The organism is Variovorax saccharolyticus (assembly GCF_030316765.1).
In the GTDB taxonomy this organism is placed as follows: domain Bacteria; phylum Pseudomonadota; class Gammaproteobacteria; order Burkholderiales; family Burkholderiaceae_C; genus Variovorax; species Variovorax saccharolyticus.
Map to the genome: position 1 here is coordinate 189,643 of NZ_JASZYT010000003.1, position 24,771 is coordinate 214,413.

Here is a 24,771-nt window from a genome sequence, read left to right on the forward strand (position 1 = left end):
GCGCTGCTCGGCGGTGCCTCAACGGCCGGCCCAGGGCATACCGCCCACCACCGCTGAGACGTCGGGGTTGCATCGGCGTTGGAGAAGTTGGGGTTGTTCGCATACCCCTGAGCCCGGCACGCGGTGCGGGACGGGCGATCCCCTCTGCGCCGCTGAGGAGCGGAGCTTCAGGCGGAAAAAGGGCCGCGCGTGTTTGAGCGAAGCGAGTTTGCGCGGACCCCGCCTGAAGCGAGCACCGGAAGGGAGCCCGAAGGGCCGGCGCAGTGGGGTCGTTCGGCCCGTACCGCGTGCCGGGCGCCCGCCCAAGAGAAAGGAATCTCACCATCGCTCAAGCCGGCGCAACCACGACCACCTCGATCTCCGCGACCACCCGGCTCGCCCCCACCTGCTCCCCATTCGAAACATGCACGGCCGTCAACCGACCCGCGACGGGCGCCGTATGCACGTGCTCCATCTTCATCGCCTCCAGGGTGACGATCGGCTGCCCCGCCTGCACCATGTCGCCGACAGCGGCGAGCACTGCCACCACGCGGCCGTTCATCGACGCGCGCAGCTTGCCGTCGCCTCCCGATTCGCCCTGCCTTGCAGAGGCCGCGCGGGTCTTGTCCTCGACGCGCAGGGCCAGCCCGCGGTACTGCAGCAGCAGCGACGCGCCATCGCGGTACCACGTGGCGTGCTCCTGCAGGCCATCGCAGACGAAGCGAACCGTGTCGTCAGCCAAGGCCACGAGATCGATCGCGAAGCTGCGCTCGCCGAGGGAGACTTCGAAGTGGTGCTGCCGAGGCAGGATCAGGCTGGCGTTGCGCGCCTGGCCCGCGATCTCGAAACGCAGCGAAATCGGCAGCCGGTGCGACAGCCGACGGCCCGCGGCACGCTGCTTGCGCTCGCCGGTGGTTTCGTAGAGCAGCACCGCGGCCAGCGCCGCGGCACGCTCGCGGGCTTCGTCGTCGGGCGCCAGCAGCGCATCCTGGTGCTGACCGATGAAGGCCGTCGTGGCGCCGCCCGCGGCGAACACCGGATGCGAGAGACAACTGCGCAGGAAAGCCTGGTTGGTCGTCACGCCCAGCGCCACCGCGTCCTCCAGCCCGGCCGCGAGCTTGCGCCGCGCCTCGTCGCGCGTGCGGCCGTGGCTGATGATCTTGGCGATCATCGAGTCGTAGTAGGGCGGGATCTCGGCGCCCGAACGCAGCGCATCCTCGACCCGCAGCTGGGACGGCATCTTCCACAGCGCCACCGTGCCGCTCTGCGGCATGAAGCCGTGGTCGGCGTCCTCGGCGCACAGGCGCACCTCGATCGCATGGCCCTCGTAGCGCACCTGCTCCTGGGTCAGCGGCAGGCGCTCGCCGGCCGCCACGCGCAGCTGCAGTTCGACCAGGTCGAGGCCGGTCACGGCCTCGGTCACCGGGTGTTCGACCTGCAGCCGCGTGTTCATCTCCATGAAATAGAAGTTGCCTTCGCGGTCGAGCAGGAACTCGAGCGTGCCCGCGCCTTCGTAGCGGATCGCCTTCACCGCCGCCACCGCGGTCGCGCCCATGCGCTCGCGCAGCGCCGCATCGACCGCTGGCGACGGCGCCTCCTCGATCAGCTTCTGGTGCCGGCGCTGGACCGAGCAATCGCGCTCGCCGAGATGGATCGCGTTGCCATGGCGGTCGGCGAAAATCTGGATCTCGATGTGGCGCGGCTCCACGATGGCGCGTTCGAGGATCACCTCCGGGTCGCCGAAGGCACTCTGCGCCTCCGAGCGCGCGCTGCGCAGCAGCTCGGGAAACTCCTTCGCCGAAGGCACCAGCCGCATGCCGCGGCCACCGCCGCCGGCCGTGGCCTTGATCATCACCGGGAAGCCGATGCGGGCGGCCTCCTCGGCCAGCCGCCCCTCGCCCTGGTCTTCGCCCTGATAGCCCGGGATGCAGGGCACGCCGGCCGCCTGCATCAAGGTCTTGGCGCCGGCCTTGTTGCCCATCGAGACGATGGCTTCGGCCGAAGGGCCGATGAAGACCAGCCCCGCGTCCTTGCAAGCCTGGGCGAAGTCCTCGTTCTCGGCCAGGAAGCCGTAGCCCGGATGCACCGCGTCGGCGCCGCTGAGTCTTGCAGCTTCGACGATCGCCGGGATGCGCAGATAGGACTGCGCCGGCAGCGGCTCGCCGATGCAGACCGCCTGGTCGGCCTCCTGCACATGGCGCGCGCCGGCGTCGGCGGTCGAGTACACGGCCACCGTGCGGTAGCCCATGGCGCGCGCGCTGCGGATCACGCGCAGCGCGATCTCGCCGCGGTTCGCGATCAGGATCTTGTGGAAGGGCGTGGCGAGGGAAGTCGGGTCGGTCTTGGCAGTCATGAGAATGAATCCGGAAAGGTTTGCCGTCGGGCGGGCCTGCGCTCAGGCCGGCTGGGGAAAGATGCCCATGAACTTGCTGAGGATCTGCAGCATCACCTCGTCGGCGCCGCCGCCGATCGAGGTCAGCCGGCCGTCGCGGAAGATGCGCGAGATCGGGCTCTCGTCCATGAAGCCCATGCCACCCCAGAACTGCAGGCAGCTGTCGGCCACTTCGCGGATCACGCGGCCAGCCTTGAGCTTGGCCATGGTGGCGGTGCGGGTGGCGTCCTGGCCGGCCGTGACTTCGGCCACACCCTGCCAGCAGATCGCGCGCAGGCAGGCGACCTCGGTCTGCAGCTCGGCCAGCCGGTAGTGCACCCACTGGTTGTCGAGCACCGAACGCCCGAAGGCCTGGCGGTCGCGGGTGTAGCCGATGGTGGTGTCGATCGCGCGCTGCGCCATGCCGGCGTTGTTGAGCGCGCCCCACAGCCGCTCGACCTGGAACTGCTCCATCTGGTAGATGAAGCCCATGCCCTCCTCGCCGATGCGGTGGCGCTGCGGCACCCGCACGTCGTCGAAGTGCAGCTGGGCGGTGTCGGACGCATGCATGCCCATCTTGCGCAGCTTGCGCGCGACCGAGACGCCCCTGGTCTTCATCGGCACGATGATCAGCGACTTGTTGCGGTGCGCCGCGCCGTCGGAGGTGTTGGCCAGCACGCAGCAGAAGTCGGCCTGCGTGCCGTTGGTGGTCCACATCTTGCCGCCGTTGATGACGTAGTCGCCGCCGTCCTTGCGCGCGGTGGTCTTGATCGAGGCCACGTCGGAGCCGCTGCCGACCTCGGAGACGCCGAGGCAGGCCACGTACTCGCCGCTGATCGCCGGTGCCAGGAACTCGTCGCGCAGCGCCTGGCTGCCGCGGTGCGCCAGGGCCGGTGTCGCCATGTCGGTCTGCACGCCGATGGCCATCGGGATGCCGCCGCAGTTCATGCGCGCGAGGCCTTCGGCCAGCACCGCGCCGAAGGAGTAGTCGAGCCCCGAGCCGCCGTTCTCGACCGGCTTGGTGAGGCCCAGCAGGCCGAGCGCGCCGAGCTGCCGGAAGACCTGGTGGGCCGGGAAGATCTCTTCGCGCTCCCATTCGTCGACATGGGGATTGATCTCCTTGTCGATGAAGCGGCTCAGCGTGTCGCGCAGGGCCTCGTGTTCGGGGGTGAGCTGCATGCCGTGGACCTCAGGGGCGTGCGACCGAGAACTGCATCTTCTGCGGCTCGCGCAGCTCGGATTCGCGGCAGATCGACAGCACCTTGGACAGCACGGCGCGGGTGTCGCGCGGGTCGATCACGCCATCGTCGAGCAGGCGCGCGCTGGTCGTGAACACGCTCATCTGGCTGTCGAAGCGATCGATGATGCGGCGCTCCAGATCGTCGAGCTTGGCCTGGTCGACCTCGCCCTTTCGCTTCATTGCGGCCTCGGTCACGATGACCATGGTCTTGGCGGCCTGCTCGCCGCCCATCACGGCGGTCTTGGCATTCGGCCACGAGAAGCAGAAGCGCGGATGGAAGCCGCGGCCGCACATGCCGTAGTTGCCGGCGCCGAAGGAGGCGCCGCAATAGATGGTGATCTGCGGCACCGTGGCGTTGGTCACGGCCTGGATCATCTTGGAACCGTGCTTGATGATGCCGGCCTCCTCGTAGTCGCGCCCGACCATGAAGCCGGTCGTGTTGTTGAGATAGAGGATCGGCGTCTTCGACTGGCAACAGGCCTGGATGAAATGCGTCGCCTTGGTGGCGCCGGCCGGGTCGATCGGACCGTTGTTGGTCACGATGCCCAGCGGCAGTCCCTCGATCTTGATGTGGCCGACCACGGTGGCGCCGCCGTAGTTCTCGCCGAACTCGAGGAACTCGGAGTCGTCGGCGATGCGCGCGATCACCTGCTTCATGTCGACCGGGCGCTTGTGGTCCATCGGCATGATGCCCAGCAGCTCCTCGGCGTCGTAGCGCGGCGGCTTGAAGCGGCGCGGCGGCTCGGCCGGCACATCGCGGTTCCAGTCGATGCTGGCCATGATCTCGCGGGCGATGCGGATCGCGTCGCGGTCGTCCTCGGCCAGGTAGTCGCCCAGGCCCGAGATCGAAGTGTGCATCACGGCGCCGCCCAGTTCTTCCTCGGTCGCGATCTCGCCGGTGGCGGCCTTGAGCAGCGGCGGGCCGGCCAGGAAGGCCCGCGAGCGGCCCCGCACCATCACGATGTAGTCGGAGAGGCCAGTCTGGTAGGCGCCGCCCGCCGTGGACGATCCGTGTGTCACGGTAAGCACCGGCAGGCCGGCCGCCGAGATGCGCGCGATGTTGCGGAACAGGTTGCCGCCGGTCACGAATTCCTCGACCTTGTAGGTCATGAGGTTGGCGCCCGCGCTCTCGACCAGCTGGATGTAGGGCAGCTTGTTCTCCAGCGCCAGTTCCTGCATGCGCAGCTGCTTCGGGATGCCCATGGGCTGCAGCGCCCCGGCGTCGATGCCCGAATCGGAGGCGTTGATCATCACGCGCACGCCCGAGACCCAGCCGATGCCGCCGATCACGCCGCCGCCCGGCACGCTCTTCTCGAGGTCGGGGTTGTCGAGGCCCAGCCCCGCCAGTGAAGAGATCTCCAGAAACGGCGTGCCCGGGTCGAGCAGCAGCGACAGGCGCTCGCGCGGCAGCAGCTGGCCGCGCTTCTCGAAGCGCTCGCGCGACTTGGCCGAGGTGGCGACGCTGCGCCGCTCGTAGCCATGGACGCGCTCGATCAGCGCGAGCATGCCGTCGCGGTTGGCCCGGAAGGCCTCGCTGCCGGGGGAAATGGTCGATTCGATGGTTGCCATGTGCGCTGTGCCCGCTGCGCTGGAGCGGGGCTCTGGTGTGTGTGTGCGGCAAGCTTAGGCATCGGATCGGGGGCGGTCTTGCGCGAACTCGCTGCCCTCGTGCGGAGGAGCAGAGCCGCCCATTCGGGACTGAATTCAGTCCATAATCAGTCTTCGTGCCAGGACCAGCCCATGAAATTCTCGACACAGGTCAAGCCCATCAGCTACCTCAAGAGCCACGCCGCGGAGATCGTCAGAGACATCTCGGAGAGCCGAGAACCCATGCTGATCACGCAGAACGGTGAAGCCAAGCTGGTGGTGATGGATGTCCGGTCCTATGAGGAGCATGAAGAGACTCTTGCGCTCCTGAAGCTGCTGGCACTCGGCCACCGCGAGATCGAGCAAGGCAGGTTCAGGCCGGCGGACGACGTCTTCGCAGAGATGGACAAGGACGATCCGCCGTGAGGGTCGTCTTCCTCCAGTCGGCGGAAGCCGACTTGAAGGACTTGCGGAGCTACGTCGTCAAGAACTTTGGCAAGTCTGCCTGGCTCGCGAGCTACGACAAGATCAAGGAATCCGTGGCGATGAACCAGGATCATCCCAAGGCGGGCCGGGTTCCCCCGGAGCTGGAGAAGCTTCACATCGCCCAGTACCGGCAAGTCCTCTCGGGGATGAACAGGGTGATCTACGAGCTGAGGGACGACACGGCCTTCATCCACATCGTCTGTGACACGAGACGGGATCTGCAAGGGCTGCTGATGAAGCGAATCGTCAACCCTGCGGGCGCCGGCCGGGACTGAGTCCTGCGCCAATGCGAAGCAGGACTTCAGCGCCTGGACGCAAGCGTTTCCCGCCCCCGCCCGCTAGCCTTGGCCCGCATCCACCGCCGGCCCGGCACTGCATCCCATGTCCATCCTCCCCCACCCTTCCGACCAGGGCGCCGCCCGCCTCCCGGTGCGCGACGGCGCCGATCTGCTGGCACGCGAGGCCGTCCCGCTCGACCAGCGCTTCGCCGGCATCGATTCGACCCTGGACGTGTTCCGGCTCGCCGCGGCCGCCTGGCCCGATCGGCCGGCGCTGACTTCCGTGCCCGACGGCAGCGCACAGAGCGAGCCCGTCGACATCAGCTACGCGCAGCTGCACCAGCGCATCGTGCGCACCGCCAACCACCTGGCCTCGCTGGGCCTGCAGCGCGACGACTGCGTCGCCTACCTGCTGCCGAACCTGCCCGAGGCCCACTACTGCATCTGGGGCGCGCAGGCGATCTGCAGGGTGGCGGCCGTCAACCACTTCCTGGAGCCGGCCCAGATCGCCGAGCTGCTGAGGGCGATGGATGCCAAGGTGGTGATCACCGCCTCGGCCGCCGAGGCGCCGGAGCTGTGGGCCAAGATCGCGCCGGTACTGGCCGCCCTGCCCGGCCTGCGCCAGACCCTGCTGGTCGGCGCCGCCGATGCGGCCGCATTGCCGCCCGGCGTTCGCCGCTTCGACGACGCCCTGGCCGCCCAGCCCGCCGAGCCGGCTTTCACGCCGCTGCGCGACCCGCAGGCCCTGGCCGCCTGCTTCCACACCGGCGGCACCACCGGCACGCCGAAGATCGCGCAGCTCTCGCACCGGGCCCTGGTGGTCAACAGCTGGATGCTGGGCGAGATGTTCGACATCCGGACCAGCGACGTGATCGTCTGCGGCCTGCCGCTGTTCCATGTCAACGGCGTGGTGGTCACCGGCCTCGCCCCCTTCATGCACGGCGCGCGCGTGCTGCTGGCGGGCCGCGACGGCTTTCGCAATCCGAAGCTGGTGGCCGGCTTCTGGCAACTGGTCGAGCGCTACCGCGTCACCACCTTCTCGGGTGTGCCGACGGTGTACGCGGCGCTGCTCAACGTGCCGATCGCGGGCGCCGACCTGTCATCGCTGCGCTTCGGCATCTGCGGCGCGGCGCCGATGCCGGTCGAGATGTTCAGGCGCTTCGAACAGGCCACCGGCATCCGGCTGCTCGAAGGTTTCGGCATGACCGAGACCACCGCCTGCGCCTCGGTGAACCCGCGCGACGGCGAACGCCGGGTCGGCTCGATCGGCCTGCCGGTGCCCTATGGCCGCATGAAGACCGTGATCCTCGACGAGCGCGGCGCCCATGTGCGCGATGCCGCCACCGACGAGATCGGCGTGGTCGCGATCCGGGGACCGCACCTGACGCCGGGCTACCGCGACCCGCGGCACGATGCCGGCCTCTGGCTGCCGGGCGGCTGGCTGAACTCGGGCGACCTCGGGCGGCGCGACGCCGACGGCTACTTCTGGCTGGTCGGCCGCGCCAAGGACCTGATCATCCGCGGCGGCCACAACATCGACCCCTCGATGATCGAGGAAGCGCTCGCGAAGCACCCCGAAGTCGAGCTGGTGGCCGCGGTCGGCCGGCCCGATGCCTATGCCGGCGAGCTGCCCGTGGCCTACGTCAAGCTGCGCCACGGCGCACGCGCCGATGCGGAGGAACTCAAGGCCTTCGCCCGCTCCCATGTCACCGAACGCGCTGCCGCACCGAACTGGGTCGAATGCATCGACACCATGCCGGTCACCGCGGTCGGCAAGATCTTCAAGCCCACGCTGCGCAAGCAGGCGATCGCGCGCACCCTGCGCGAGCTGTTCGCCGCGGGCGGACTGCAGCACGCCGGCATCGAGGTCCGCGACGACCGCACCCACGGCCTGGTCGCCGTGGTCGCGGTGGCCGACGAGGCCGCGCGTGGGCGCGTGGCCGAACTCAGCGCCGGGCTCGCCCTGCAGGTGCAGAGCACCGTCGCGGCCGGCTGAACACTTCCATCACCAGGAGACCCCACACATGATTTCGAGAAGAAGATTCAGCCAGGCGACCGCCGCCGGCCTGCTGCTGCCCACCACCGGCGCGGTGCTGGCGCAGACCGGCGACATCAAGGTGGCGCTGATCGTCGCCAAGACCGGCCCCTTCGAGGCCTATGCCAAGCAGGACGAGCTGGGCTTTCGCATGGGGCTGGAATACCTGACCGGCGGCAGCATGGCGATCGACGGGCGCAAGGTGCAGATCATCGTCAAGGACGACCAGCTGCGGCCCGACCTGTCGAAGGCGCTGCTGGCCGAGGCCTATGCCGACGACAAGGTCGACATCGCGGTCGGCGCCGGCGGCTCGTCGGGCACGGTGGCAGCGCTGCCGATCGCCGAGGAGTACAAGAAGATCCTGATCGTCGAGCCGTCCGCGGCCGACTCGATCACCGGCGACAAGTGGAACCGCTACGTGTTCCGCGTCGCACGCACCACCAGCCTCGACGCCACGGCTTCGGTGTCGGCCTTCGGCGGGCCGGTGACCGTGGCCTTCCTGGCGCAGGACAACGTGTTCGGGCGCGACAACGTCACGGCCTACAAGGAAGCCTTCGGGCGCCAGAATCCGAAGGCGAAGATGGGACACGAGGAGTTCGTGCCGCAGGGCACGACCGATTTCACCGCGCCCTTCCAGCGCATCGCCGATTCGCTCAAGGGCACGACCGGGCGCAAGGTGCTGGTGATCCCATGGGGCGGCGAGCACCCGATCCGCAAGCTGGCCGGCATGAACCCCGAGCGCTTCGGCATCGAGCTGTCCCCCGGTGGCTCGCTGCTGAGCGTGATGCAGACCTGGCGCGAGTTCGAGGGTCTGGAAGGCGGCACCTACTACCACTACAAGTTCCCGCGCAACAAGGCCAACGACTGGCTGGTGACCGAGCACATGAAGCGCTACAGGATGCCGCCGGACTTCTTCGTCTGCGGCGGCTTCTCGGCCGCCAGCGCGGTCGTGACCGCGATCCGCAAGGCGCGCTCGACCGACACCGAGAAGCTGATCGCGGCCATGGAAGGCATGGACTTCGAGACGCCCAAGGGCACCATGACTTTCCGCCCGGAAGATCACCAGGCCATGATGCCGATGTACCACTTCAAGATGAAGAAGCGCGCGCAGCAGAGCGACGAGTGGGACATCCTCGAACTGGTGCGCGAGATCCCGGCGTCGGAGATCAAGCTGCCGATCCGCAACAAGCGCACAGGGTAGCGGGCCTCGCCCGGCGGGCGCGGCGGCAGGCGCCGGCCCGGCCGGGTTTCAGACTTCTCTGATGGCTGCCGGGCCTGCGCGCCGGTCCAATACCCCGACACGCGAGAGGACCGAACTCCCCGCGCGCGAAGTCCGGCGCATGCCGGATCCGCCTCATCTCCATTCCTGCTTCGCCATGCTTCTTCCCCTGCTGTTCCGGCTTTTCAATACCCAGTCGCAGTTTCTGCTCGTCACCCTCGAAGTGCTCTGTGCCTCGCTCGCGGGCGGCTCGACCGCCGATGTGCTGCGCCGCGCGCGGCGTCGCAGCCAGCGCCGCGAGGCGGCCTCGCGCCACTACGCCCGCTCGCTGGAGGACTTCCCCGAACTGAGCGAAGGGCGCCGATCGCGATAGGCGTGCCGCCGCTCAGTCGCGAAGCGCGACCCGCAGCTTCGAGATCAGCGCCGCCGGCCCGTACGAGCGCTTGCTGCGCCGGAAGCCCGCGAGCCCCATGTCCTGCTCGAAATTGAGCCAGTCCACCGGGCGCGCGAAGCTGCGGCAGAAGTGCTGGAACATGTAGGGATAGATGCCGACATGACTGTCCAGCCCCTTGGCGAAGCGCATCGCGAACACCCCCGGCTGCAGCTCCTGGGCCAGCACGAAGCCCAGCGGCTGGCTGCCGTCGAAGTGCACGAAACCCTCCAGGCCGAAGGCCGCAGCGTCGGCAATGGCCTCGAGGCAGGCCGATTCGTCGGCATCGCCGCGAGACCTGCCCTTCTGTGCCATCCAGCCCTGCAGCACCTGGCGCGCAGCGCCGGCCGTGTCCGCATCGAAGGGAACGCAGCGCGGCGTGCAGCGCGCCAGCAGTTGCCGCACCTGGTTGCGCTTCTTCGCCAGCGCCCGCCCCGGAAAGTCGGCGAACTGCCGGGCATCGAAGAGGTAGTCGGCATCGTCCGGGGAACTCCAGTGACGAAACTGCGAGGCGCAGAGCCCGGCAGCCTGAGACTGCGGGATCGGATACAGGCAGTCGTGTCCTGCGAGCAAGCCGCGCAGCACGTCCGGCGGCGCCGCTTGCAGCGCGAACAGCGGCATCAGGTGCCGGGTGCCGTCGTAGGCGCGGCCGGAGACGCACGGCCAGTCGCCGGGATGGAAGCGGTAGTCGTGCGCCGCCCGGAACAGATAGAGGTTCGAGAAGGCATGGTCCGACAGGCACTGTGCCCCGCTTCCCTCGCGCAGCCGCGCCAGCGCAGGCTCGATCGGCTCCCGCAAGGCCAGCGTGAGCGGCAATCCGCTCATGCGGTGGCGCGGACCACCTTGCGAACCCCAGGCGCAGGCGCATCGGCCGGCGGCCCGGCAAAGCACTGCGCAATCGAGAGCCATGCGCGTGCCGAGCCATCGCTGCAGCGCAGCCCGGTGTCGGCCAGGTTGCGCCGCTGCGTCACCAGCAGGCAGAAGTCGAGCGCACTGCCGCGCACGAACTCGGGCGAATCCGCATCGCCCCAGCGCCAGGCTTCACCGTCGGGTGCATCGAGTTCGACGATCGGGACCACCGCCGGCACCGGCTGCTTGCGATTGACGAAGCTCCAGCCGAAGGTGGTGACGCCGATGTGGGCGATGTGCCTGAGCCGCGCGGTGCCGGCGCGCTCGCGCCCGACCACGTCCCACACGTCCTGACCATGGGCCCAGGTCTCCATCAGCCGCGCCGACGCGAAGGAGCGCGCGCTCATGCTCGGCCCGTACCAGGGCAGGCGCGCCTTGGGGTCGAGCCCGGCCAGCAGGTCGGTGAGCCGCTTCGCGATCGGCTCCCAGTGCGCCAGCAGCGCGGCGCCGTCGAGGTGGCCGTACTTGTCGCGCGCGATGGCGCTGATCTCGCGGCCGGCGGCGAGCACTTCGGTCAGCGCCGCGGTGTCGCGCGCGAAGGCCTCGGCGTCAGTTGCCGAGAGCGTCGCGGTCTCGTCGAAATAGCAAAGGTGGGCGATCTCGTCCCAGGGCGTCCAGCCATGGAAGTGGCTCGCGAGGCGCCACTGCGCAGGTGCCAGCGTGCGGCAGAGGTCGGCGAGCGCGCCGTACTCGGCGCGCAGGTCATCGGCTGTGTCTTTCATCGTGACTTCTTCTGTTGCCTTCAAAGACCGAGCTGCCGCGCGGCCAGGTCTTTCATGACCTCCTCCGAGCCGCCGCCGATCATCATCACCTTGACCTCGCGGTAGATGCGCTCGCTCTGCGTGCCGCGCATGTAGCCCATGCCGCCCAGCAGCTGCACCGCCTGGTCGGCGCAGAACTGCATCGCCTGGGTGGCCTGCACCTTCGCCAGGCAGACCCGCGCCACCAGCCGCGCCGGATCGGCCAGCTTGTGCTCGATGCGGTAGGCCAGGTCGTAGACCAGCGTGCGCGCGGCGTCGATGCGCAGCGTCATGTCCATGAGCTTGTGCCGCACCACCTGGCGCTCCGACAGCGGCATGCCGAAGGAGATGCGCTGGCGCGTCCAGTCGACCGCTTCCTTCAGGCAGACCTCGGCGAAGCCGCAGGCCAGGGCCGACATGAACAGGCGCTCGGTGTTGAAGTTGTTCATGAAGGTCTTGAAGCCCTTGTTCTCGACCCCGACCAGATTCGCGGCAGGCACCCGGCAGCCGTCGAAGCGCAGGTGCGCGGTGTCGGAGCTCCACCAGCCCATCTTCTTGAGCGCGGTGCGCGTGAGGCCCGGCGTGTCGCCGTCGATCAGCAGCACCGAGATGCCGCCGGCGCCCTTGATAGCGGGATCGGTGCGCACCGCGGTGGTGATGAAGTCGGCCCGCATGCCCGAGGTGATGAAGGTCTTCTCACCGTTGACCACATAGTGGTCGCCGTCGCGCACCGCGGTGGTCCGGAGCGCCGCCACGTCGGAGCCGCCCGAGGGCTCGGTGACCGCCAGCGCGGCGATCTTCTCGCCAGCCAGCACCGGCGGGATCACGCGCTGCTTGAGTGCCTCGCTGCCCGCGTGCAGGATCGGGGGCAGCGCGATGCTGTGCGAGTTCAGGGAGGCCTGCAGGCCGCCGCCGCCGCAGCGCGCGAATTCCTCGGCGACGATCAGCTGGAAGAACACGTCGGCCGGCGTGCCGCCATAGGCCTCGGGATAGCCCAGGCCCTGCACGCCCAGCGACGCGGCCCGCGCATAGAGCTCGCGCGGGAAGGTCTCGGCCTCGTCCCACTCGGCGACGAAGGGCGTGATCTCGCGAGAGACGAACTCGCGCAGGCCGGCACGGAACTGCTCGTGCTCGGGCGTGAAATAGAAAGGCAGCGGCGGGGCCTCGAGGAATTCCATGGTGTCTCCTGACTGCAGCGAGGCTAGCCGCGGGAGCACGCCGGGTCTTGTGCGGAGTGGCTGAGGTCGTCGGATCACCTTCAAGGCGCCGGTCGATGCCGGCGTCCCCGCCGCCGCTTGCGCCGCCTAATCGAGCAGCGGTTCGAGACCGGGGGCGCTGTCGATCTCTGAAGGCTTGTAGAGCTTGTGCTGCGCCGCCGGGCCGATGGCGTCGGTGACCACCGCCAGGCGCCAGGGATCGCCCCGCTTGGCGCAGGCGCGCTCTTCGCCCGTGAGCTGGAATCCGTTCATTCCGGTCGCGGTGCCTTTGACCGCGAGCTTGAGCAAGGTGTTGCCCTTCTTGTCGGTCACCTCGATGTCGTAGCCGAGCTTCTGGGCGCTCACGTTCTCGGCCTTGTAGCCGTAGCCCGCGAAGTGCCGCGTCAGGTAGTCCAGTGCCGCCGCCTGCACCTCTTCTCGAGAGAACTGGCCAGCCGGGGCCTCCGGCACCGCAGCCGGGACACCGCCGCGCGCCCGCGCGGCCTGCATGTCCGCATCGGTCGGCAGCCATCCGCGGGCGCCGCGGACCAGCACCGCGATCCTTTCATCGGCATCCCAGCGGGCGATGTGCCATTCCTGGTCGTCCGGCACCCGGGTCGAAACCTTGGCGGCCTTGTCGGTCTCCAGGTCGGCGATGGCGATCCGGTTCGTCTGCAGCACGGCCCGCAGGCCCTGGCCGGCGTCCAGCGTGCGCTTGAGCAGGCCGAGCCGGTCCTTGGCGCGCTGGATCTGGAGCGCGCTGCGCTCGCCGCCGCTCAGGCGGCGCTGGGTGTCCAGGGACTCGAGATAGAACCACCGGCCGCCGGTCCCGATGCTCACGAATTCAGCCCAGAGCGTCGCGATGACGTTGTCGCCGGTGGCCAGCCAGGCGTGCTCGGACGCCTTCTCGCGCGCTTCGAACACGCCCATCTTGGCGATGATCTCGACGGGCGTCCGCTTTTCGCCCATCAGGCGCTTTTCATTGATGACCGCCAGCACCGCGGGGTCGACTTCTTTGTCCATTCGGAGGGGATTCAGGCAAGTTGTGACCTCCAGGAGTATGCCGCGAAGCGTGGGCCGGCCTGGCACCAAATTGCGGCGATCTCATTCCCGGGTGCATTCGACGAGCACCGTGAATCTCCTGCCGATATCGGCCACGTCCGCCGTGCCCAGGCTCTTGCTGGAGGGTGCGGCCTCGTAAGACACGTTGTGGGCGTCCAGAAAGCCCCTGAGCGCCGACGGCGCCACCGCGAAGTTGATGTTCTGCGCGATGTCGCCGGTGACAGCCGCGGCGCGCAGCACGTTGAGCTTGCCCGTGACGACCGCGACCACGTTGCCGCTCGCGTCGAGCACCGGGCCGCCGCTGTTGCCGGGCTGCACCGGCGCGGAGATCTGGATCAGCGAGGTGTTGTTCGCCAGTCCGGCAAGGGCGGTCGCGTGGCCCGCCGTCACCTGGGGCCCTGCCGCCAGCAGGCCACGCAGCGGATAGCCGACCACCGTCACCGGATCGCCCTGGCGCAGGCGGGTCTGGCTCAACCTGGCGGTCGGCGCCATGACGGCATCGACCTCGAGCAGCGCGAGATCGCTCCTGGCGTCGGCGGCCTTGACGCGGGCCGTCCCGCGCTCGACGACGACGATCTTTCCGCAGCCCTCGACCACGTGCGCATTCGTCACCACATGCCCGGGCGCCACCGCGAAACCCGAGCCCGTGACCCTGCCGGCCCGCGGCCGGGCGGCACCGCCCGCTTGCGCACCCGCTTGCGCGCCCGCCGGCGCACCTGCCTGCGCTCCTGGCGGCGCCCCTGGCGGCGCACCTGCCGCTGCCGGCGGCCGGGCCCGCTGGGCCTGCAGGTAGGGCTCGGGATCGACTGCGACCCCGGCGCGTCGGACCTCGAAATGCAGCTTGGTGGTGGTCGTGTCGGTGCTGCCCATCTCGGCGATCTGCTGCCCCGCGCGAACGACGTCGTGCTCGCGAACCAGAACGCGGCTGTTGTGGCCGTAGGCCGTGAGGAAGGTGTCGTCGTGCTTGACGATCACGAGGTTGCCGTAGCCGCGCACGCCGGCTCCGGCGTAGACGACCCGTCCGGCGGCGGCGGCCAGCACCGGGTCACCCGGGTTGCCGCCGATGTCGATGCCCTTGTTGGCGCGGCCATCGAAGCGGCCCAAGGTGGGTCCGTAGGCGGGCCAGACATAGGAGCCGAACTGTCCCGACACCGCGCGCGGCGAGGCCGGCGGCGGAGGCGCGGCACAGCCGCCGAGCGCCGCGCAAAGCACTGACGCAACAAGGGCGGGTCTCCAGCTTCGGTGGGCTGGCGGCGCGGCGGTCGGCATCGGACTCTTCTCCTCGCTCGGCTTGGCTGCCGCTGGGGCACGGCTTCGTCCAGACGGGATTCTCGCGCGCATTTGGCGCGCGGCCCAGGCTTCGGCCCGGGCACTGCGCAAGATCGGCCGGAACGGCCGCCGGCGCTCTCGTCAGGCGGCGACGAAGGTCAGCCGGGCCTCGTGCGGCAGCGTGTCCCGCACCAGGCCCCGGGCATCGTCGTCCGCGAACTCGAAAAGCGCGTCGGGAATCTCCCTCTCCTCGAGCGCGAAGAGGATCTCGATGGCCTCCTGCTGCGCTTCGGAGAAGGTGCTGACCTGCGTCAGCTGATTGAACTTCGCGGCGGTCTCCTTCGGCGCCAGCTGCCGCAGTTCGAGCAGTTCGAGCACGAGCTTGATCTGCGAGGGTGTGAGGGGCTTGGGCGCTGCGGAACGCTTCATGGCGTCTGATCCTTTGGGTTGGGGCTCGGGACTGTTCCCTTGCCTTGGAATCAGTCTCTTCGCCGATTCTTAAGCGTCGCTGAAAAGCGCGTAAAGAAACATGCCGGGTCGTAAAAACTCGGCATCCGTGTGAGGAAAGTCTCGCCCCATCGGGTCGCGGGGTGTCGTTCCCGCGACATGCGCCGAGGGGCCGCCGCAGTCACTCGCCGGTGCCGGGTTCCGCGTCTTCTCGTGCGTCGCCCTTGCGCCGATACCAGCGCGGATAGAACGCCGCCACCTGCGGCCCGTCGGTGGCCAGCGCATGGCAGCCATCGAGCTGTGAGGGCTGCTGCGTCTCTGACACCGCGAGCTCGGGTCCGGCCAGCGTCTGCAACACGCCGGTGCCCATGGTGCGCAGCAGTTCCGACATATGGGTGCAGCCGCGCACGCCGCCGAACAGTCGCGCCGTGGCCCGGCTGAATCCCGGCCCGACGCGCAGTCCGATCAGCGCCGCGTAGTCGGGAGCAATCGCGCCGCAGATGCCATCGAAGGGCGAGGCATCGGTGGCGGCCACGGCATCGACGATCAACGCGGTGGCGTCGACCGTGAGTCGCAACCACATCGAATGGATCGGCGACCCGCCGCGGCGCTCGCCGCCCGGAAAGCGGAAGTCGTGGGCGCGCACATCCTCGAGGTGTCCTTCGACATCCCAGAGGCCATCGGCACGGCGATGGCCGCGGATGGTGATGGTGCGGGCGTGCACCTCGGTGCGTTCGGCGGAAGAAGGCGGCAGTGGCATGGCGGGAGCGTCGATGATGCCACCCGCGCGCCGTGGCGTCTTGCGTGCAATGGCTGCACCGCGCGTCAGCGAGTTGGCGCAAGCCTCGGACCGAGCCGCTGGCTAAGCTCCCTGCTCCAGCGACACCCCGTCGACACCGAGGAGCGAGACCGCCATGACGACCCCCCCGACCCCGCAGAAAACCGTCCGCATCGGAGGCGCCTCCGGCTTCTGGGGCGACAGCATGGTGGCGGCGCCGCAGCTCGTGAAGCTCGGCCGGCTCGACTACCTGGTGTTCGACTTCCTGGCCGAGACCACGATGTCGATCCTGGCCTCGGCTCGGGCCAAGAAACCCGAGCTCGGCTATGCCACCGACTTCGTCGACATCGCGATGAAGCCGGTGCTGGCCGAGCTCAAGCGCCAGGGCATCAAGGTGGTGAGCAATGCCGGCGGCATCAATCCGCACGGCTGCGCCGCCGCGCTGCAGGCACTGGCCGAGGCCGAGGGCGTGGCGCTGCGCATCGCGGTGGTCGAGGGCGACGACGTCAGCGCCCAGATGCCGCAGCTGCGCGAGGCCGGAACCCGCGACATGTTCACCGGCGAGGCCCTGCCCGAGAAGGTGCTGAGCGCCAACGCCTACCTGGGCGCGCTGCCGATCGCCGCCGCGCTGGCGGCCGGCGCCGACGTCGTCATCACCGGGCGCTGCGTCGACAGCGCGGTCACGCTCGGGCCGCTGATGCACGAGTTCGGCTGGCAGCCCGGCGACTACGACCTGCTGGCCTCGGGCAGCCTCGCGGGCCACATCATCGAATGCGGCTGCCAAGCCACCGGCGGCCTGCACACCGACTGGGAAGACATCCCCGACTGGGCCCACATGGGCTACCCGATCGTCGAATGCCATGCCGACGGCAGCTTCGTCGTCACCAAGCCCGAGGGCACCGGCGGCAAGGTGATCCGCGCCAACGTGGCCGAGCAGCTGCTCTACGAGATCGGCGACCCCGGGGCCTACCTGCTGCCCGACGTCAGCTGCGATTTCCGCGAGGTCGCGATCGAGCAGCTCGGCGCCGACCGCGTGCGGGTGGGCCCGGCACGCGGGCGCGCACCCTCCCCCAGCTACAAGGTTTCGGCCACGCAGCTCGACGGCTTCCGCTGCGCCGGCAGCATGGTCTTCGTCGGCATCGACGCCGAGAAGAAGGCGGTGCGCACCGCCGAGGCGATCATCGAGCGCACCGGCGAGATCCTGCAGCAGATGGGCCTCGCGCCCTTCACCTCGACCTACATCGAAGTGATCGGCTCCGAATGGCTGTACGGCCCGCACTCGCGCACGCGGCAAGTTCGCGAGGTCACGATGCGGGTGGTCGCCAACCATCCGCAGAAGGCGGCGCTGGCGATGTTCGCGCGCGAGATCGCGCCGTCGGGCACCTCGTGGGCGCCCGGCACGACCAGTCCCGGCGGCGGACGGCCGGCGGTGTCGCCGCTGATCAAGCCCTTCGCGTTCACGCTGGCCAAGGCCGTGCTGCCGGTGGCCTTTGTGCTCGGGGGCGAACGGCATGTGGTGGAGATCCCTGCCGATGTCGACGGCGCGGCGGCCTCGCCGGCCACCGAGGCGCCGCCCTTCGAGGAGGACGGCGGCGAGCAGGTCGAGGTCCGCCTCATCGAGCTCGCCTGGGCCCGCAGCGGCGACAAGGGCAACCTGTCGAACATCGGCCTGATCGCGCGCCGGCCGGAGTGGCTGCCGCTGCTGTGGTCGCGCGTCACGCCGCAGTTCGTCGGGGACTACTTCGCCCACCTGGCGCACGGCAAGGTCGAACGCTTCCACCTGCCCGGCATCGCATCGATGAACCTGCTGCTGCACGATGCGCTCGATGGCGGCGGCCCGTCGTCGATGCGCATGGACCCGCTGGGCAAGGGCATGGCGCAGATGCTGCTGGATGCGACGGTGCAGGTGCCGCGGCGCGTGGCGGAGGCGGCGCGCGCGGCCGGTTGAGCCCGGGCCAGGCCGGCCGGCGTGCCGGCTTGACATCCTGCAAAGGCCGCCTAGAATGTTGTCATCACAACAAACTTCAGACGGCCGATTCCTCATGCATGCCGCTCCAGCAACATCGTCGACCGAACCGGCAGCGCCGTGGGTCGCGGCCGTGGTGCAGGCGGCCCCCTGCTATCTCGACCTCGAGGCTTCGGTCGACAAGGCGATCGACCTGATCGCCCATGCGGCGCGTTCGGGCGCGCGGCTGGTCGCCTTTCCGGAACTCTGGCTCCCCGGCTACCCCTGGTGGGTCTGGCTGGCGCCTGCGGCCTGGGCGGCGGATCACGGATTCGACCGGCGCTATGCGGCGCAGGCCATGCAGTACGGCACGCCCGCGGCAGACCGGCTGGCCGCGGCGGCGCGCGCGCACCGCATCATGGTCGTGATGGGCCTGGCCGAGCGTGACGGCGACGCGCTCTACATCGGGCAATGGCTCATCGACGACAGCGGCCGGACCGTGGGCCGGCGCCGCAAGCTCAAGCCCGGTCCGCTGGAGCGCCGGGTGTTCGCCGAAGGCAGCGGCGCAGGCGACCTGCAGGTCTACCCGACCGCGGTCGGCCGGGTCGGTGCCCTGTGCTGCGCCGAGCACCGCAACCCGCTGTTCAAGTACGCACTGCACCAGCAGAACGAGGAGGTCCACGTCGCCGCCTGGCCCAGCTTCTCGGTGCGCGCCTTCGCCGCCGGCCTGAGCGCCGACACCTACCTGGCCCTCAGCCGCAGCTATGCCGCCGAAGGCGGCTGCTACGTGCTCGCCCCCTGCGCGCCGGTGGACGCAGCCACGCGCGACCTGGTGTGCGACACCGACGAGAAGGCCGCGCAGCTGGGCCTGGGCGGTGGCCATGCCCAGGTCTTCGCGCCGAACGGCGACCCCTTGTGCACGCCCCTGGCGCCCGACGCCGAAGGCCTGCTGCTGGCGACCATCGACCCGGCCCGCATCGCCGGCGCGAAGGCCGCCCACGACATCGCCGGCCATTCGGCCCGCCTTGACGTGGTCGGGCTGGCCTGGGCCCACGGCACAAAGGAACGCCCATGAACCGCCGCACCACGCTGGCCGCCGATGCCACGCGGACGCCGGTCGACGTCACCCGCAACCTCACCTACCGCGTGATCATGCTGGCCAGCACGCTGAGCCGCTCGGCCTCGCGCGACTTCACCGACGGCGCCGGCATCTCGGTGCCCGAGTGGCGCGTCATCTCGGTGATCGGCAGCCACGACCAGGCATCGTTCAACACCCTGGTGCAGACGCTGGACGTCGACAAGGGATGGATCAGCCGCACGGTGATGCAACTCGAGAAGGCCGAGCTGGTGCGGCGAACGCCCGACCCACGGGACGGCCGCCAGTTCCTGCTGTCGTTGACGCCGGCCGGCCGCGCGCTCCATCTCAAGGGCTCGGGCGTGTCGATGGCGCGCCAGCAGAAGCTCGAGTCGCAATTCAACGCCACCGAACTGGCCGCGCTCTACAAGCTGCTGGGCCGCCTGCAACAGGCCGCCGACGACCTGCTCTGACACCCCCAACCCGATCCCCTGCGGATGCCGAACACCATGAAGTTGTCAACGCAACAAAACGACCGCCCCCGGAACTTGCTGGTCATCCTGTCGGACGAACACGATCCGCGCTACATGGGCTGCTCGGGTGCCGGCTTCATCCAGACGCCGCACCTCGACGCGCTGGCGCGGCGCGGCACACGGTTCGAGAATGCCTGGACACCGAGCCCGATCTGCGTGCCCGCGCGCGCGGCCCTGGCGACCGGGCGCTGGACCCACCAGACCCGCTACTGGGACAACGCGATCGCCTACGAGGGCCGCTGGTCGAGCTGGCACCATCGGCTCGCCGAGGCCGGCGTGCGGGTCGAGTCGATCGGCAAGCTGCACTACCGCGGCAGCGCCGATCCGGCCGGCTTTCAGCAGCAGCACGAAGCGCTGCACATCAAGGACGGCATCGGGCTGGTCTGGGGCTCGGTGCGCGATCCGATGCCGGCCACGCGCGGCGCCTCGCCGATCTTCGACGACCTCGGCGCCGGCGAGTCCAGCTACAACCGCTACGACGCCCGCATCGCCGACACCGCGGCGGACTGGGTGAACGCGCGCGCGAGCGAAGCGGCGGGCCAGCCCTGGGCGCTCTTCGTCGGCTTCGTGGCGCCGCACATGCCGCTGGTCGTGCCGCAGCCATGGCTCGACCTGTATCCCTGCGATGCCTTGCCCGCGTTCAAGCTGCAGCCGCAGCACGGCCACCGGCGCCATCCCTGGGTCGAGCGCATGGCGCGCCACTGGGACCATGATGCGGCGCTCGGCAGCGACGAACGGCGGCAGCTCGCGCAGCGCTGCTACTTCGGGCTGGTGTCCTATCTCGACGGCCAGGTCGGCCGCGTGCTGGCGGCGCTCGAGGCCTCGGGCCAAGCGCAGGACACGACCGTGGTCTACACCTCGGACCACGGCGACAACCTCGGCGCGCGCGGCCTCTGGAACAAGTCCACGCTCTACCGCGAATCGGTCGGCGTGCCGATGATCGTCGCCGGACCCGGCATCCCCGCGGGCCAGGTGCGCAGCACGCAGGCCAGCCTGGTCGACCTCTATCCGACCGCGCTCGACGCCTGCGGCATTCCCGCCCTGCCGGAAGAATCGGCGCTGCCGGGGCGCTCGCTGCAGCGGATGGCACAGGAGGCCGACGACCCCCTGCGCATCGGCTTCAGCGAATACCACGCGGTCGGCGCCGAGAGCGCGGCCTTCATGCTGGCCCAAGGCCGCTACAAGTACCACCACTACGTCGGCCATCGACCGGAGCTGTTCGACCTCGAAGCCGACCCCGAGGAACTGCACGACCTCGCCGCCGACCCGCGGCACGCGGCGACCTGTGCCGGCTTCGAGTCGATGCTGCGCGCCATGCTCGACCCCGAGGCGGTCGACCGCCAGGCGAAGGACGACCAGAACGACCTCGTGATCCGCTTCGGCGGCCGCGACAGCGCCTTGACGCGCGGCAACCTCGGACCGACGCCCGTGGACGACAAGTACCGGATGACCTGAACCCGCAATCGGCCCCCACCCATCCCAAGGAGTCAGCATGGACAGAAGACAACTCATCGCCGGCATCGCCGCCGCGGCCGCCGGCGCCTCGCCGGCCCTGGCCCGGGCGCAGGACTTCCCTCGCCGGCCGATCCGCATCGTCGGCGGCTTCGGCGCCGGCACCTCGTCGGACGTGGTGACGCGGCTGGCGTCGCCCGAGATGCAGCGCATCCTCGGCCAGCCCGTGCTGGCCGACAGCGTGGTCGGCGCGGCCGGCAACATCGCCTCGGGCGTGGTCGCCAAGTCGCCGCCCGACGGCTACACGGTGCTGATGGCCACCAACTCGATGCTCTGCGCCAACCCGCACCTGTTCCCCGCGGAACGCATCGATCCCGCGGCCGCCTTCGCGCCGATCGCGCCGGCCACGACCATCGGCATGGTCATCGTCGCCGGCCCGGCGTCGCCGGCATCGACCCTGGCAGGCGTGCTGGACGCGGCGGCGCGCCAGCCGGGCAGCGTCACCTACGGCACGCCCGGCGTCGGCACGCCGATGCACCTGGTCGGCGAGATGCTGCGCGAGCGTGGCAAGGCGCCGTGGATGCACGTGCCCTACAAGGGCGGCACGCAGGCGGCGACCGACGCCGCGGCCGGCACGGTGTCGATCGGCATCGTGGCCTACACGCCGGTCGCGGGCCTGATCAAGGCCGGCAAGCTGAGGCCGCTCGCGGTCTGCGGCACGCAGCGCCTGGCCGCGCTGCCGCAGGTGCCGGCGGTCGCCGAGATCGTGCCGGGCGTGACGATGGGCGCCTGGTGCGCGCTGGTCGCGCCCCGCGGCACGCCCGCCCCGGTCTGCCGCCAGATCGCGGACGCCATGGAGCGCGCCCTGGCGCCGCGCGAGGTGCTGGCCCAGCTCGCCGAGATGGGCAACGACCGCATCACCGGCGGCGCCGACGCGCTGTCGGCCATGATCAAGTCCGAATACGAGCTGGCGGGCGACCTGATCCGCCGCCTCGACATCCGCATCAGCTGAGCGATGGACGATCCGCTGGCCCTGGCGCCGTCGACCCTTCGCTTCGGCCGCGGCACGCCGGTGATGCTGCTGCACGGCTTCTGCGGCGGTGCCGACAGCTGGCAGCCGACCGCCGCGCACCTGTCGCGCCGCCATGAAGTCATCGTCCCGGACTGGCCGGGCTACGGCGACAGCCACGCGCTCGCGCCCTGCGCGACGATCGAGGCGATGGCCGCCCGGGTGATCGCGCTCGCCGACGCCATGGCGCTCGATCGCTTCCACGTGCTCGGCCATTCGATGAGCGGCTTCGTCGTGCTCGAACTGCTGCTCCGGCATCCGCAGCGCATCGGCAAGGCCGTGCTCTACGGCGCCTGCCTCGCGATGCATGGCGGTGGCCGCTTCGAATCGGCCGCAGACACCCTGGCACGGATCGAGCACGATGGCGTCGAGGCGACGGCCAGGCACGTCGTCGCCACCTGGTTCGTCGACGGCGCCGGGCATCCGGCCTTCGCGCCGAGCGCCGCCACGGGCAGCCGGATGTCCGGGCGCGCGGCCCAGGCGGCCATGGCGGCCTGCCGGGATGTGGACTACAGCGGGCGGCTCGACACGGTGCGCTCGCCGACCCTGGTGATCGCCGGCGAGCGCGATCGAACCGCGCCGCCCGAGACCACGCTGCGGCTGGCCCGCGCCCTGCCGGGATCCTCCCTCTGCGTGCTGCCGGACTGCGCCCATGCCGCGCACCTCGAGCGCGCCGGCCTCTTCAATCAGGTGGTGGCCGACTTCTTCTCCGGACCCTGACGGCCGTTCTCGACCAGGTAGTCGATCAAGGCCCGCACCTTGGGCGGCAGGAAGCGGTTCGGCGGATACAGCAGCCAGACGCCGCCCCGGTAGGCCCGGGCCTCCAGCTCCCAGCCGGCGAGCACCTGCACCAGCGCCCCGTTGCGCAGCGCATCGACGGCCGCGAAGTCGGGCAGCGTGGCGATGCCCAGGCCTTGCAGCGCAGCCTCCAGGCGCGCGCCCGCGTGATTGGCGATGTAGCGGCCGCGCACCGCGACGGTCTGGGTCCGGGCGCCGTCGTGGAAGCGCCAGCGGTTGTCGTCGACGGTCTCGCCGAGGTAGAGGCAGTCGTGCTGCGCCAGGTCGGCCGGGCTCTCGGGCACGCCGCGCTGCTGCAGGTAGGCGGGCGACGCCGCCAGCACCCAGCGCGCCGCGCCGATACGCCGCCCCGCCAGCCCCGGCGGCGGCGCGTCGGTCAGCCGGATCACGAGGTCGAGGTCCTGCGCGAGCGGGTCGACCTCGTCGTCGGTGAAAAGCAGCTGCAGGTCGACCTCCGGATAGGCCCGCAGGAAGCCCGGCACCAGCGGATGGATCTCGGCCATGGCGAAGTCCGTCGGCGCGCTGAGCCTGACCTTGCCCTGCGGCTTGCCGATCGAGCGGCCCGCCGCATCCACCGCACCCGACGCCGCGGCGACCGCGTCGCGGCAGTGGCGCAGCAGCTGCGCGCCCGAGTCGGTCACGCGGACCTTGCGCGTCGAGCGTTCGAGCAGCCGGGTGCCCAGGGCCTCCTCGAGGCGCTTGATCTGGCGGCTGACCGTCGACGGCGTGCTGCCGAGCTGGCGCGCGGCGAGCGAGAAATTGCCGGTGTCGACCACCCGGGCGAACACGGCCATGTCCGGCAGCAACGCGAAGAGGTCGATGGGATTCATGGCCTTATTAGTGCGTTTGCGACATGAATGCTTTGCAAGTTGACCGCATTATCGATGTGAACGCAAAGCCCGAAGATCGCTGCCATGTCCCGCCCCGCCCGCCTGCTCCTGCTGTCCGACCTGATGCTGCTCGCCGTGGCGGCGGTCTGGGGCAGCAGCTACGGCGTGGTCAAGAGCGCCCTGGCCTTCTATCCGGTGCTGGGCCTGCTGACGCTGCGCTTCGGCCTCACCTTCGTGCTGCTCGCGCCGGCCTTGCGCTCGCTGCGCGGCGCCGGCGCGCGCACGCTGGGCGGGGTGTTCGGCACCGGCTTGCTGCTGCTGGGCATCTTCGTGTGCGAGACCTTCGGCGTGCTCTTGACCAGCGCCGCGAATGCGGCCTTCCTCATCAGCCTCTGCGTGATGCTCACGCCCTGGGTCGAATGGCTCTGGCTGGGGCGCCGGCCCACCGGCGTCGAGGGCGCCGCCGTGCTGCTCTCGCTGGCCGGCGCGTGGCTGCTGGCCGGCGGAGGCGAGATGGCCTTCAATGCCGGCGATGGCCTGATCCTGCTCGCCGCGCTGCTGCGTGCGGTCAACGTCTGCGCGACCCGGCGCCTCATGCAGCGGCCGGGCCTGTCGCCGCTGGCCCTGACCGCCGCGCAGTCGGGCGTGGTCGCCGCGGGATGCGCGGCCCTGGCCTGGACGGCCGCGCCGCCGGACTGGCCGCCGCTGCCATCGCTGGCGGGCCACGATGCGTTCTGGGCCTCTGTGCTGTACCTGGTGCTGGCCTGCACCCTGTTCGCCTTCTTCGCCCAGAACCATGCGGTCCGGCGCAGCAGCCCGACGCGGGTCGCGCTGCTGATGGGCAGCGAGCCGGCTTTCGGCGCCCTGTTCGCCTGCCTGTGGCTGGGCGAGCGGATCTCCGCGGCTTCCTGGGCCGGCGGCGGGCTGATCGTCGCCGCCTCGCTGCTGGCAACGGTCGTGCGCCGGATTCCCCGGGCGGTCCGCAGCAAGTCTGGTTCCATCGAATCCGTCTATATGTAACGCAGGCTGCATCGATTGGATAA

The 24,771-nt window shown here is 70.1% G+C and carries 23 protein-coding genes; 12 read left to right on the forward strand and 11 right to left on the reverse strand.

Annotated elements, in window-relative coordinates; genetic code table 11:
- Positions 1-328 precede the first annotated feature (328 nt).
- From QTI45_RS11610 to QTI45_RS11620, 3 genes are read right to left on the reverse strand one after another with little or no spacing between them, the layout of a single operon-like run.
- On the reverse strand, positions 329-2,332 hold the full coding sequence (locus QTI45_RS11610) for an acetyl/propionyl/methylcrotonyl-CoA carboxylase subunit alpha (RefSeq protein ID WP_286654450.1): 2,004 nt from the start codon (positions 2,330-2,332) through the stop codon (positions 329-331).
- Positions 2,333-2,374: 42 nt separating this feature from the next.
- Entirely contained in the window at positions 2,375-3,529 is a 1,155-nt protein-coding gene (locus QTI45_RS11615; RefSeq protein WP_286654451.1) for an acyl-CoA dehydrogenase family protein, read from the reverse strand.
- A gap of 10 nt (positions 3,530-3,539) precedes the next feature.
- Entirely contained in the window at positions 3,540-5,159 is a 1,620-nt protein-coding gene (locus QTI45_RS11620; RefSeq protein WP_286654452.1) for an acyl-CoA carboxylase subunit beta, read from the reverse strand.
- Between the two features lie 171 nt (positions 5,160-5,330).
- On the opposite strand from QTI45_RS11620, the gene QTI45_RS11625 reads away from it, so the two are divergent.
- The 5 genes from QTI45_RS11625 (at position 5,331) to QTI45_RS11645 (ending at position 9,568) form a co-directional block, all read left to right on the forward strand.
- Positions 5,331-5,603, forward strand: a complete 273-nt coding sequence (locus tag QTI45_RS11625) for a type II toxin-antitoxin system Phd/YefM family antitoxin (RefSeq protein WP_286654453.1) — start codon at positions 5,331-5,333, stop codon at positions 5,601-5,603.
- Positions 5,600-5,938, forward strand: coding sequence for a type II toxin-antitoxin system RelE/ParE family toxin (locus QTI45_RS11630; protein WP_286654454.1), 339 nt, complete (start codon positions 5,600-5,602; stop codon positions 5,936-5,938). The genes QTI45_RS11625 and QTI45_RS11630 overlap by 4 nt, the downstream gene beginning before the upstream one ends.
- A gap of 106 nt (positions 5,939-6,044) precedes the next feature.
- Positions 6,045-7,937 carry an acyl-CoA synthetase gene (locus QTI45_RS11635; protein ID WP_286654455.1) on the forward strand — a complete coding sequence of 631 codons (1,893 nt, stop codon included), beginning with the start codon at positions 6,045-6,047 and terminating at the stop codon, positions 7,935-7,937.
- A 28-nt stretch (positions 7,938-7,965) separates the two neighbouring features.
- Positions 7,966-9,177 (forward strand): substrate-binding domain-containing protein, encoded by a 1,212-nt coding sequence (locus tag QTI45_RS11640; protein WP_286654456.1) that lies wholly within the window; start codon positions 7,966-7,968, stop codon positions 9,175-9,177.
- Positions 9,178-9,316: 139 nt separating this feature from the next.
- Positions 9,317-9,568, forward strand: coding sequence for a hypothetical protein (locus QTI45_RS11645; protein ID WP_286368711.1), 252 nt, complete (start codon positions 9,317-9,319; stop codon positions 9,566-9,568).
- A 12-nt stretch (positions 9,569-9,580) separates the two neighbouring features.
- Here QTI45_RS11645 and QTI45_RS11650 read toward each other — a convergent pair whose 3' ends face one another.
- From QTI45_RS11650 to QTI45_RS11685, 7 genes are all read right to left on the reverse strand, one after another.
- Positions 9,581-10,450 (reverse strand): phosphatidylglycerol lysyltransferase domain-containing protein, encoded by an 870-nt coding sequence (locus tag QTI45_RS11650; RefSeq protein ID WP_286654457.1) that lies wholly within the window; start codon positions 10,448-10,450, stop codon positions 9,581-9,583.
- On the reverse strand, positions 10,447-11,256 hold the full coding sequence (locus QTI45_RS11655; protein WP_286654458.1) for a TIGR03084 family metal-binding protein: 810 nt from the start codon (positions 11,254-11,256) through the stop codon (positions 10,447-10,449). Before QTI45_RS11655 ends, QTI45_RS11650 begins: the two co-directional genes overlap by 4 nt.
- A 20-nt stretch (positions 11,257-11,276) precedes the next feature.
- Complete coding sequence (locus QTI45_RS11660) at positions 11,277-12,452, reverse strand: acyl-CoA dehydrogenase family protein (protein WP_286654459.1); 1,176 nt, start codon at positions 12,450-12,452, stop codon at positions 11,277-11,279.
- A 126-nt stretch (positions 12,453-12,578) separates the two neighbouring features.
- On the reverse strand, positions 12,579-13,493 hold the full coding sequence (locus tag QTI45_RS11665; protein WP_286654460.1) for a protein NO VEIN domain-containing protein: 915 nt from the start codon (positions 13,491-13,493) through the stop codon (positions 12,579-12,581).
- An 81-nt stretch (positions 13,494-13,574) separates the two neighbouring features.
- Positions 13,575-14,801 carry a peptidoglycan DD-metalloendopeptidase family protein gene (locus QTI45_RS35350; protein ID WP_353621296.1) on the reverse strand — a complete coding sequence of 409 codons (1,227 nt, stop codon included), beginning with the start codon at positions 14,799-14,801 and terminating at the stop codon, positions 13,575-13,577.
- 141 nt (positions 14,802-14,942) lie between these two features.
- Positions 14,943-15,230, reverse strand: a complete 288-nt coding sequence (locus QTI45_RS11680) for a hypothetical protein (protein ID WP_286368702.1) — start codon at positions 15,228-15,230, stop codon at positions 14,943-14,945.
- 199 nt (positions 15,231-15,429) lie between these two features.
- Positions 15,430-16,008 (reverse strand): DUF2889 domain-containing protein, encoded by a 579-nt coding sequence (locus QTI45_RS11685; RefSeq protein WP_286368701.1) that lies wholly within the window; start codon positions 16,006-16,008, stop codon positions 15,430-15,432.
- A 154-nt stretch (positions 16,009-16,162) separates the two neighbouring features.
- On the opposite strand from QTI45_RS11685, the gene QTI45_RS11690 reads away from it, so the two are divergent.
- From QTI45_RS11690 to QTI45_RS11715, 6 genes are all read left to right on the forward strand, one after another.
- Entirely contained in the window at positions 16,163-17,974 is a 1,812-nt protein-coding gene (locus tag QTI45_RS11690; protein ID WP_286654461.1) for an acyclic terpene utilization AtuA family protein, read from the forward strand.
- Between the two features lie 94 nt (positions 17,975-18,068).
- Positions 18,069-19,046 (forward strand): carbon-nitrogen hydrolase family protein, encoded by a 978-nt coding sequence (locus tag QTI45_RS11695; protein ID WP_286654462.1) that lies wholly within the window; start codon positions 18,069-18,071, stop codon positions 19,044-19,046.
- Positions 19,043-19,519, forward strand: a complete 477-nt coding sequence (locus tag QTI45_RS11700) for a MarR family winged helix-turn-helix transcriptional regulator (protein ID WP_286654463.1) — start codon at positions 19,043-19,045, stop codon at positions 19,517-19,519. Before QTI45_RS11695 ends, QTI45_RS11700 begins: the two co-directional genes overlap by 4 nt.
- Before the next feature lie 36 nt (positions 19,520-19,555).
- Positions 19,556-21,034 carry a sulfatase family protein gene (locus QTI45_RS11705; RefSeq protein ID WP_286654464.1) on the forward strand — a complete coding sequence of 493 codons (1,479 nt, stop codon included), beginning with the start codon at positions 19,556-19,558 and terminating at the stop codon, positions 21,032-21,034.
- Positions 21,035-21,071: 37 nt separating this feature from the next.
- Positions 21,072-22,043, forward strand: coding sequence for a Bug family tripartite tricarboxylate transporter substrate binding protein (locus tag QTI45_RS11710; RefSeq protein ID WP_286654465.1), 972 nt, complete (start codon positions 21,072-21,074; stop codon positions 22,041-22,043).
- Positions 22,044-22,046: 3 nt separating this feature from the next.
- Complete coding sequence (locus QTI45_RS11715) at positions 22,047-22,820, forward strand: alpha/beta fold hydrolase (RefSeq protein ID WP_286654466.1); 774 nt, start codon at positions 22,047-22,049, stop codon at positions 22,818-22,820.
- On the opposite strand, the gene QTI45_RS11720 is transcribed toward QTI45_RS11715, so the two are convergent.
- Entirely contained in the window at positions 22,787-23,728 is a 942-nt protein-coding gene (locus QTI45_RS11720; protein WP_286654467.1) for a LysR family transcriptional regulator, read from the reverse strand. The two genes, QTI45_RS11715 and QTI45_RS11720, sit on opposite strands and share 34 nt — an antisense overlap.
- An 84-nt stretch (positions 23,729-23,812) precedes the next feature.
- Here QTI45_RS11720 and QTI45_RS11725 point away from each other — a divergent pair, with 84 nt between their 5' ends.
- Positions 23,813-24,748 carry a DMT family transporter gene (locus QTI45_RS11725; protein ID WP_286654468.1) on the forward strand — a complete coding sequence of 312 codons (936 nt, stop codon included), beginning with the start codon at positions 23,813-23,815 and terminating at the stop codon, positions 24,746-24,748.
- Positions 24,749-24,771 lie beyond the last annotated feature (23 nt).

Coding starts and splice junctions, on each gene's coding strand:
- QTI45_RS11610 (WP_286654450.1), bottom strand. CDS start 2,332: ATGACTGCCAAGACCGACCCGACTTCCCTCGCCACGCCCTTCCACAAG.
- QTI45_RS11615 (WP_286654451.1), bottom strand. CDS start 3,529: ATGCAGCTCACCCCCGAACACGAGGCCCTGCGCGACACGCTGAGCCGC.
- QTI45_RS11620 (WP_286654452.1), bottom strand. CDS start 5,159: ATGGCAACCATCGAATCGACCATTTCCCCCGGCAGCGAGGCCTTCCGG.
- QTI45_RS11625 (WP_286654453.1), top strand. CDS start 5,331: ATGAAATTCTCGACACAGGTCAAGCCCATCAGCTACCTCAAGAGCCAC.
- QTI45_RS11635 (WP_286654455.1), top strand. CDS start 6,045: ATGTCCATCCTCCCCCACCCTTCCGACCAGGGCGCCGCCCGCCTCCCG.
- QTI45_RS11640 (WP_286654456.1), top strand. CDS start 7,966: ATGATTTCGAGAAGAAGATTCAGCCAGGCGACCGCCGCCGGCCTGCTG.
- QTI45_RS11645 (WP_286368711.1), top strand. CDS start 9,317: ATGCCGGATCCGCCTCATCTCCATTCCTGCTTCGCCATGCTTCTTCCC.
- QTI45_RS11650 (WP_286654457.1), bottom strand. CDS start 10,450: ATGAGCGGATTGCCGCTCACGCTGGCCTTGCGGGAGCCGATCGAGCCT.
- QTI45_RS11655 (WP_286654458.1), bottom strand. CDS start 11,256: ATGAAAGACACAGCCGATGACCTGCGCGCCGAGTACGGCGCGCTCGCC.
- QTI45_RS11660 (WP_286654459.1), bottom strand. CDS start 12,452: ATGGAATTCCTCGAGGCCCCGCCGCTGCCTTTCTATTTCACGCCCGAG.
- QTI45_RS11665 (WP_286654460.1), bottom strand. CDS start 13,493: ATGGACAAAGAAGTCGACCCCGCGGTGCTGGCGGTCATCAATGAAAAG.
- QTI45_RS35350 (WP_353621296.1), bottom strand. CDS start 14,801: ATGCCGACCGCCGCGCCGCCAGCCCACCGAAGCTGGAGACCCGCCCTT.
- QTI45_RS11680 (WP_286368702.1), bottom strand. CDS start 15,230: ATGAAGCGTTCCGCAGCGCCCAAGCCCCTCACACCCTCGCAGATCAAG.
- QTI45_RS11685 (WP_286368701.1), bottom strand. CDS start 16,008: ATGCCACTGCCGCCTTCTTCCGCCGAACGCACCGAGGTGCACGCCCGC.
- QTI45_RS11690 (WP_286654461.1), top strand. CDS start 16,163: ATGACGACCCCCCCGACCCCGCAGAAAACCGTCCGCATCGGAGGCGCC.
- QTI45_RS11695 (WP_286654462.1), top strand. CDS start 18,069: ATGCATGCCGCTCCAGCAACATCGTCGACCGAACCGGCAGCGCCGTGG.
- QTI45_RS11700 (WP_286654463.1), top strand. CDS start 19,043: ATGAACCGCCGCACCACGCTGGCCGCCGATGCCACGCGGACGCCGGTC.
- QTI45_RS11705 (WP_286654464.1), top strand. CDS start 19,556: ATGAAGTTGTCAACGCAACAAAACGACCGCCCCCGGAACTTGCTGGTC.
- QTI45_RS11710 (WP_286654465.1), top strand. CDS start 21,072: ATGGACAGAAGACAACTCATCGCCGGCATCGCCGCCGCGGCCGCCGGC.
- QTI45_RS11715 (WP_286654466.1), top strand. CDS start 22,047: ATGGACGATCCGCTGGCCCTGGCGCCGTCGACCCTTCGCTTCGGCCGC.
- QTI45_RS11720 (WP_286654467.1), bottom strand. CDS start 23,728: ATGAATCCCATCGACCTCTTCGCGTTGCTGCCGGACATGGCCGTGTTC.
- QTI45_RS11725 (WP_286654468.1), top strand. CDS start 23,813: ATGTCCCGCCCCGCCCGCCTGCTCCTGCTGTCCGACCTGATGCTGCTC.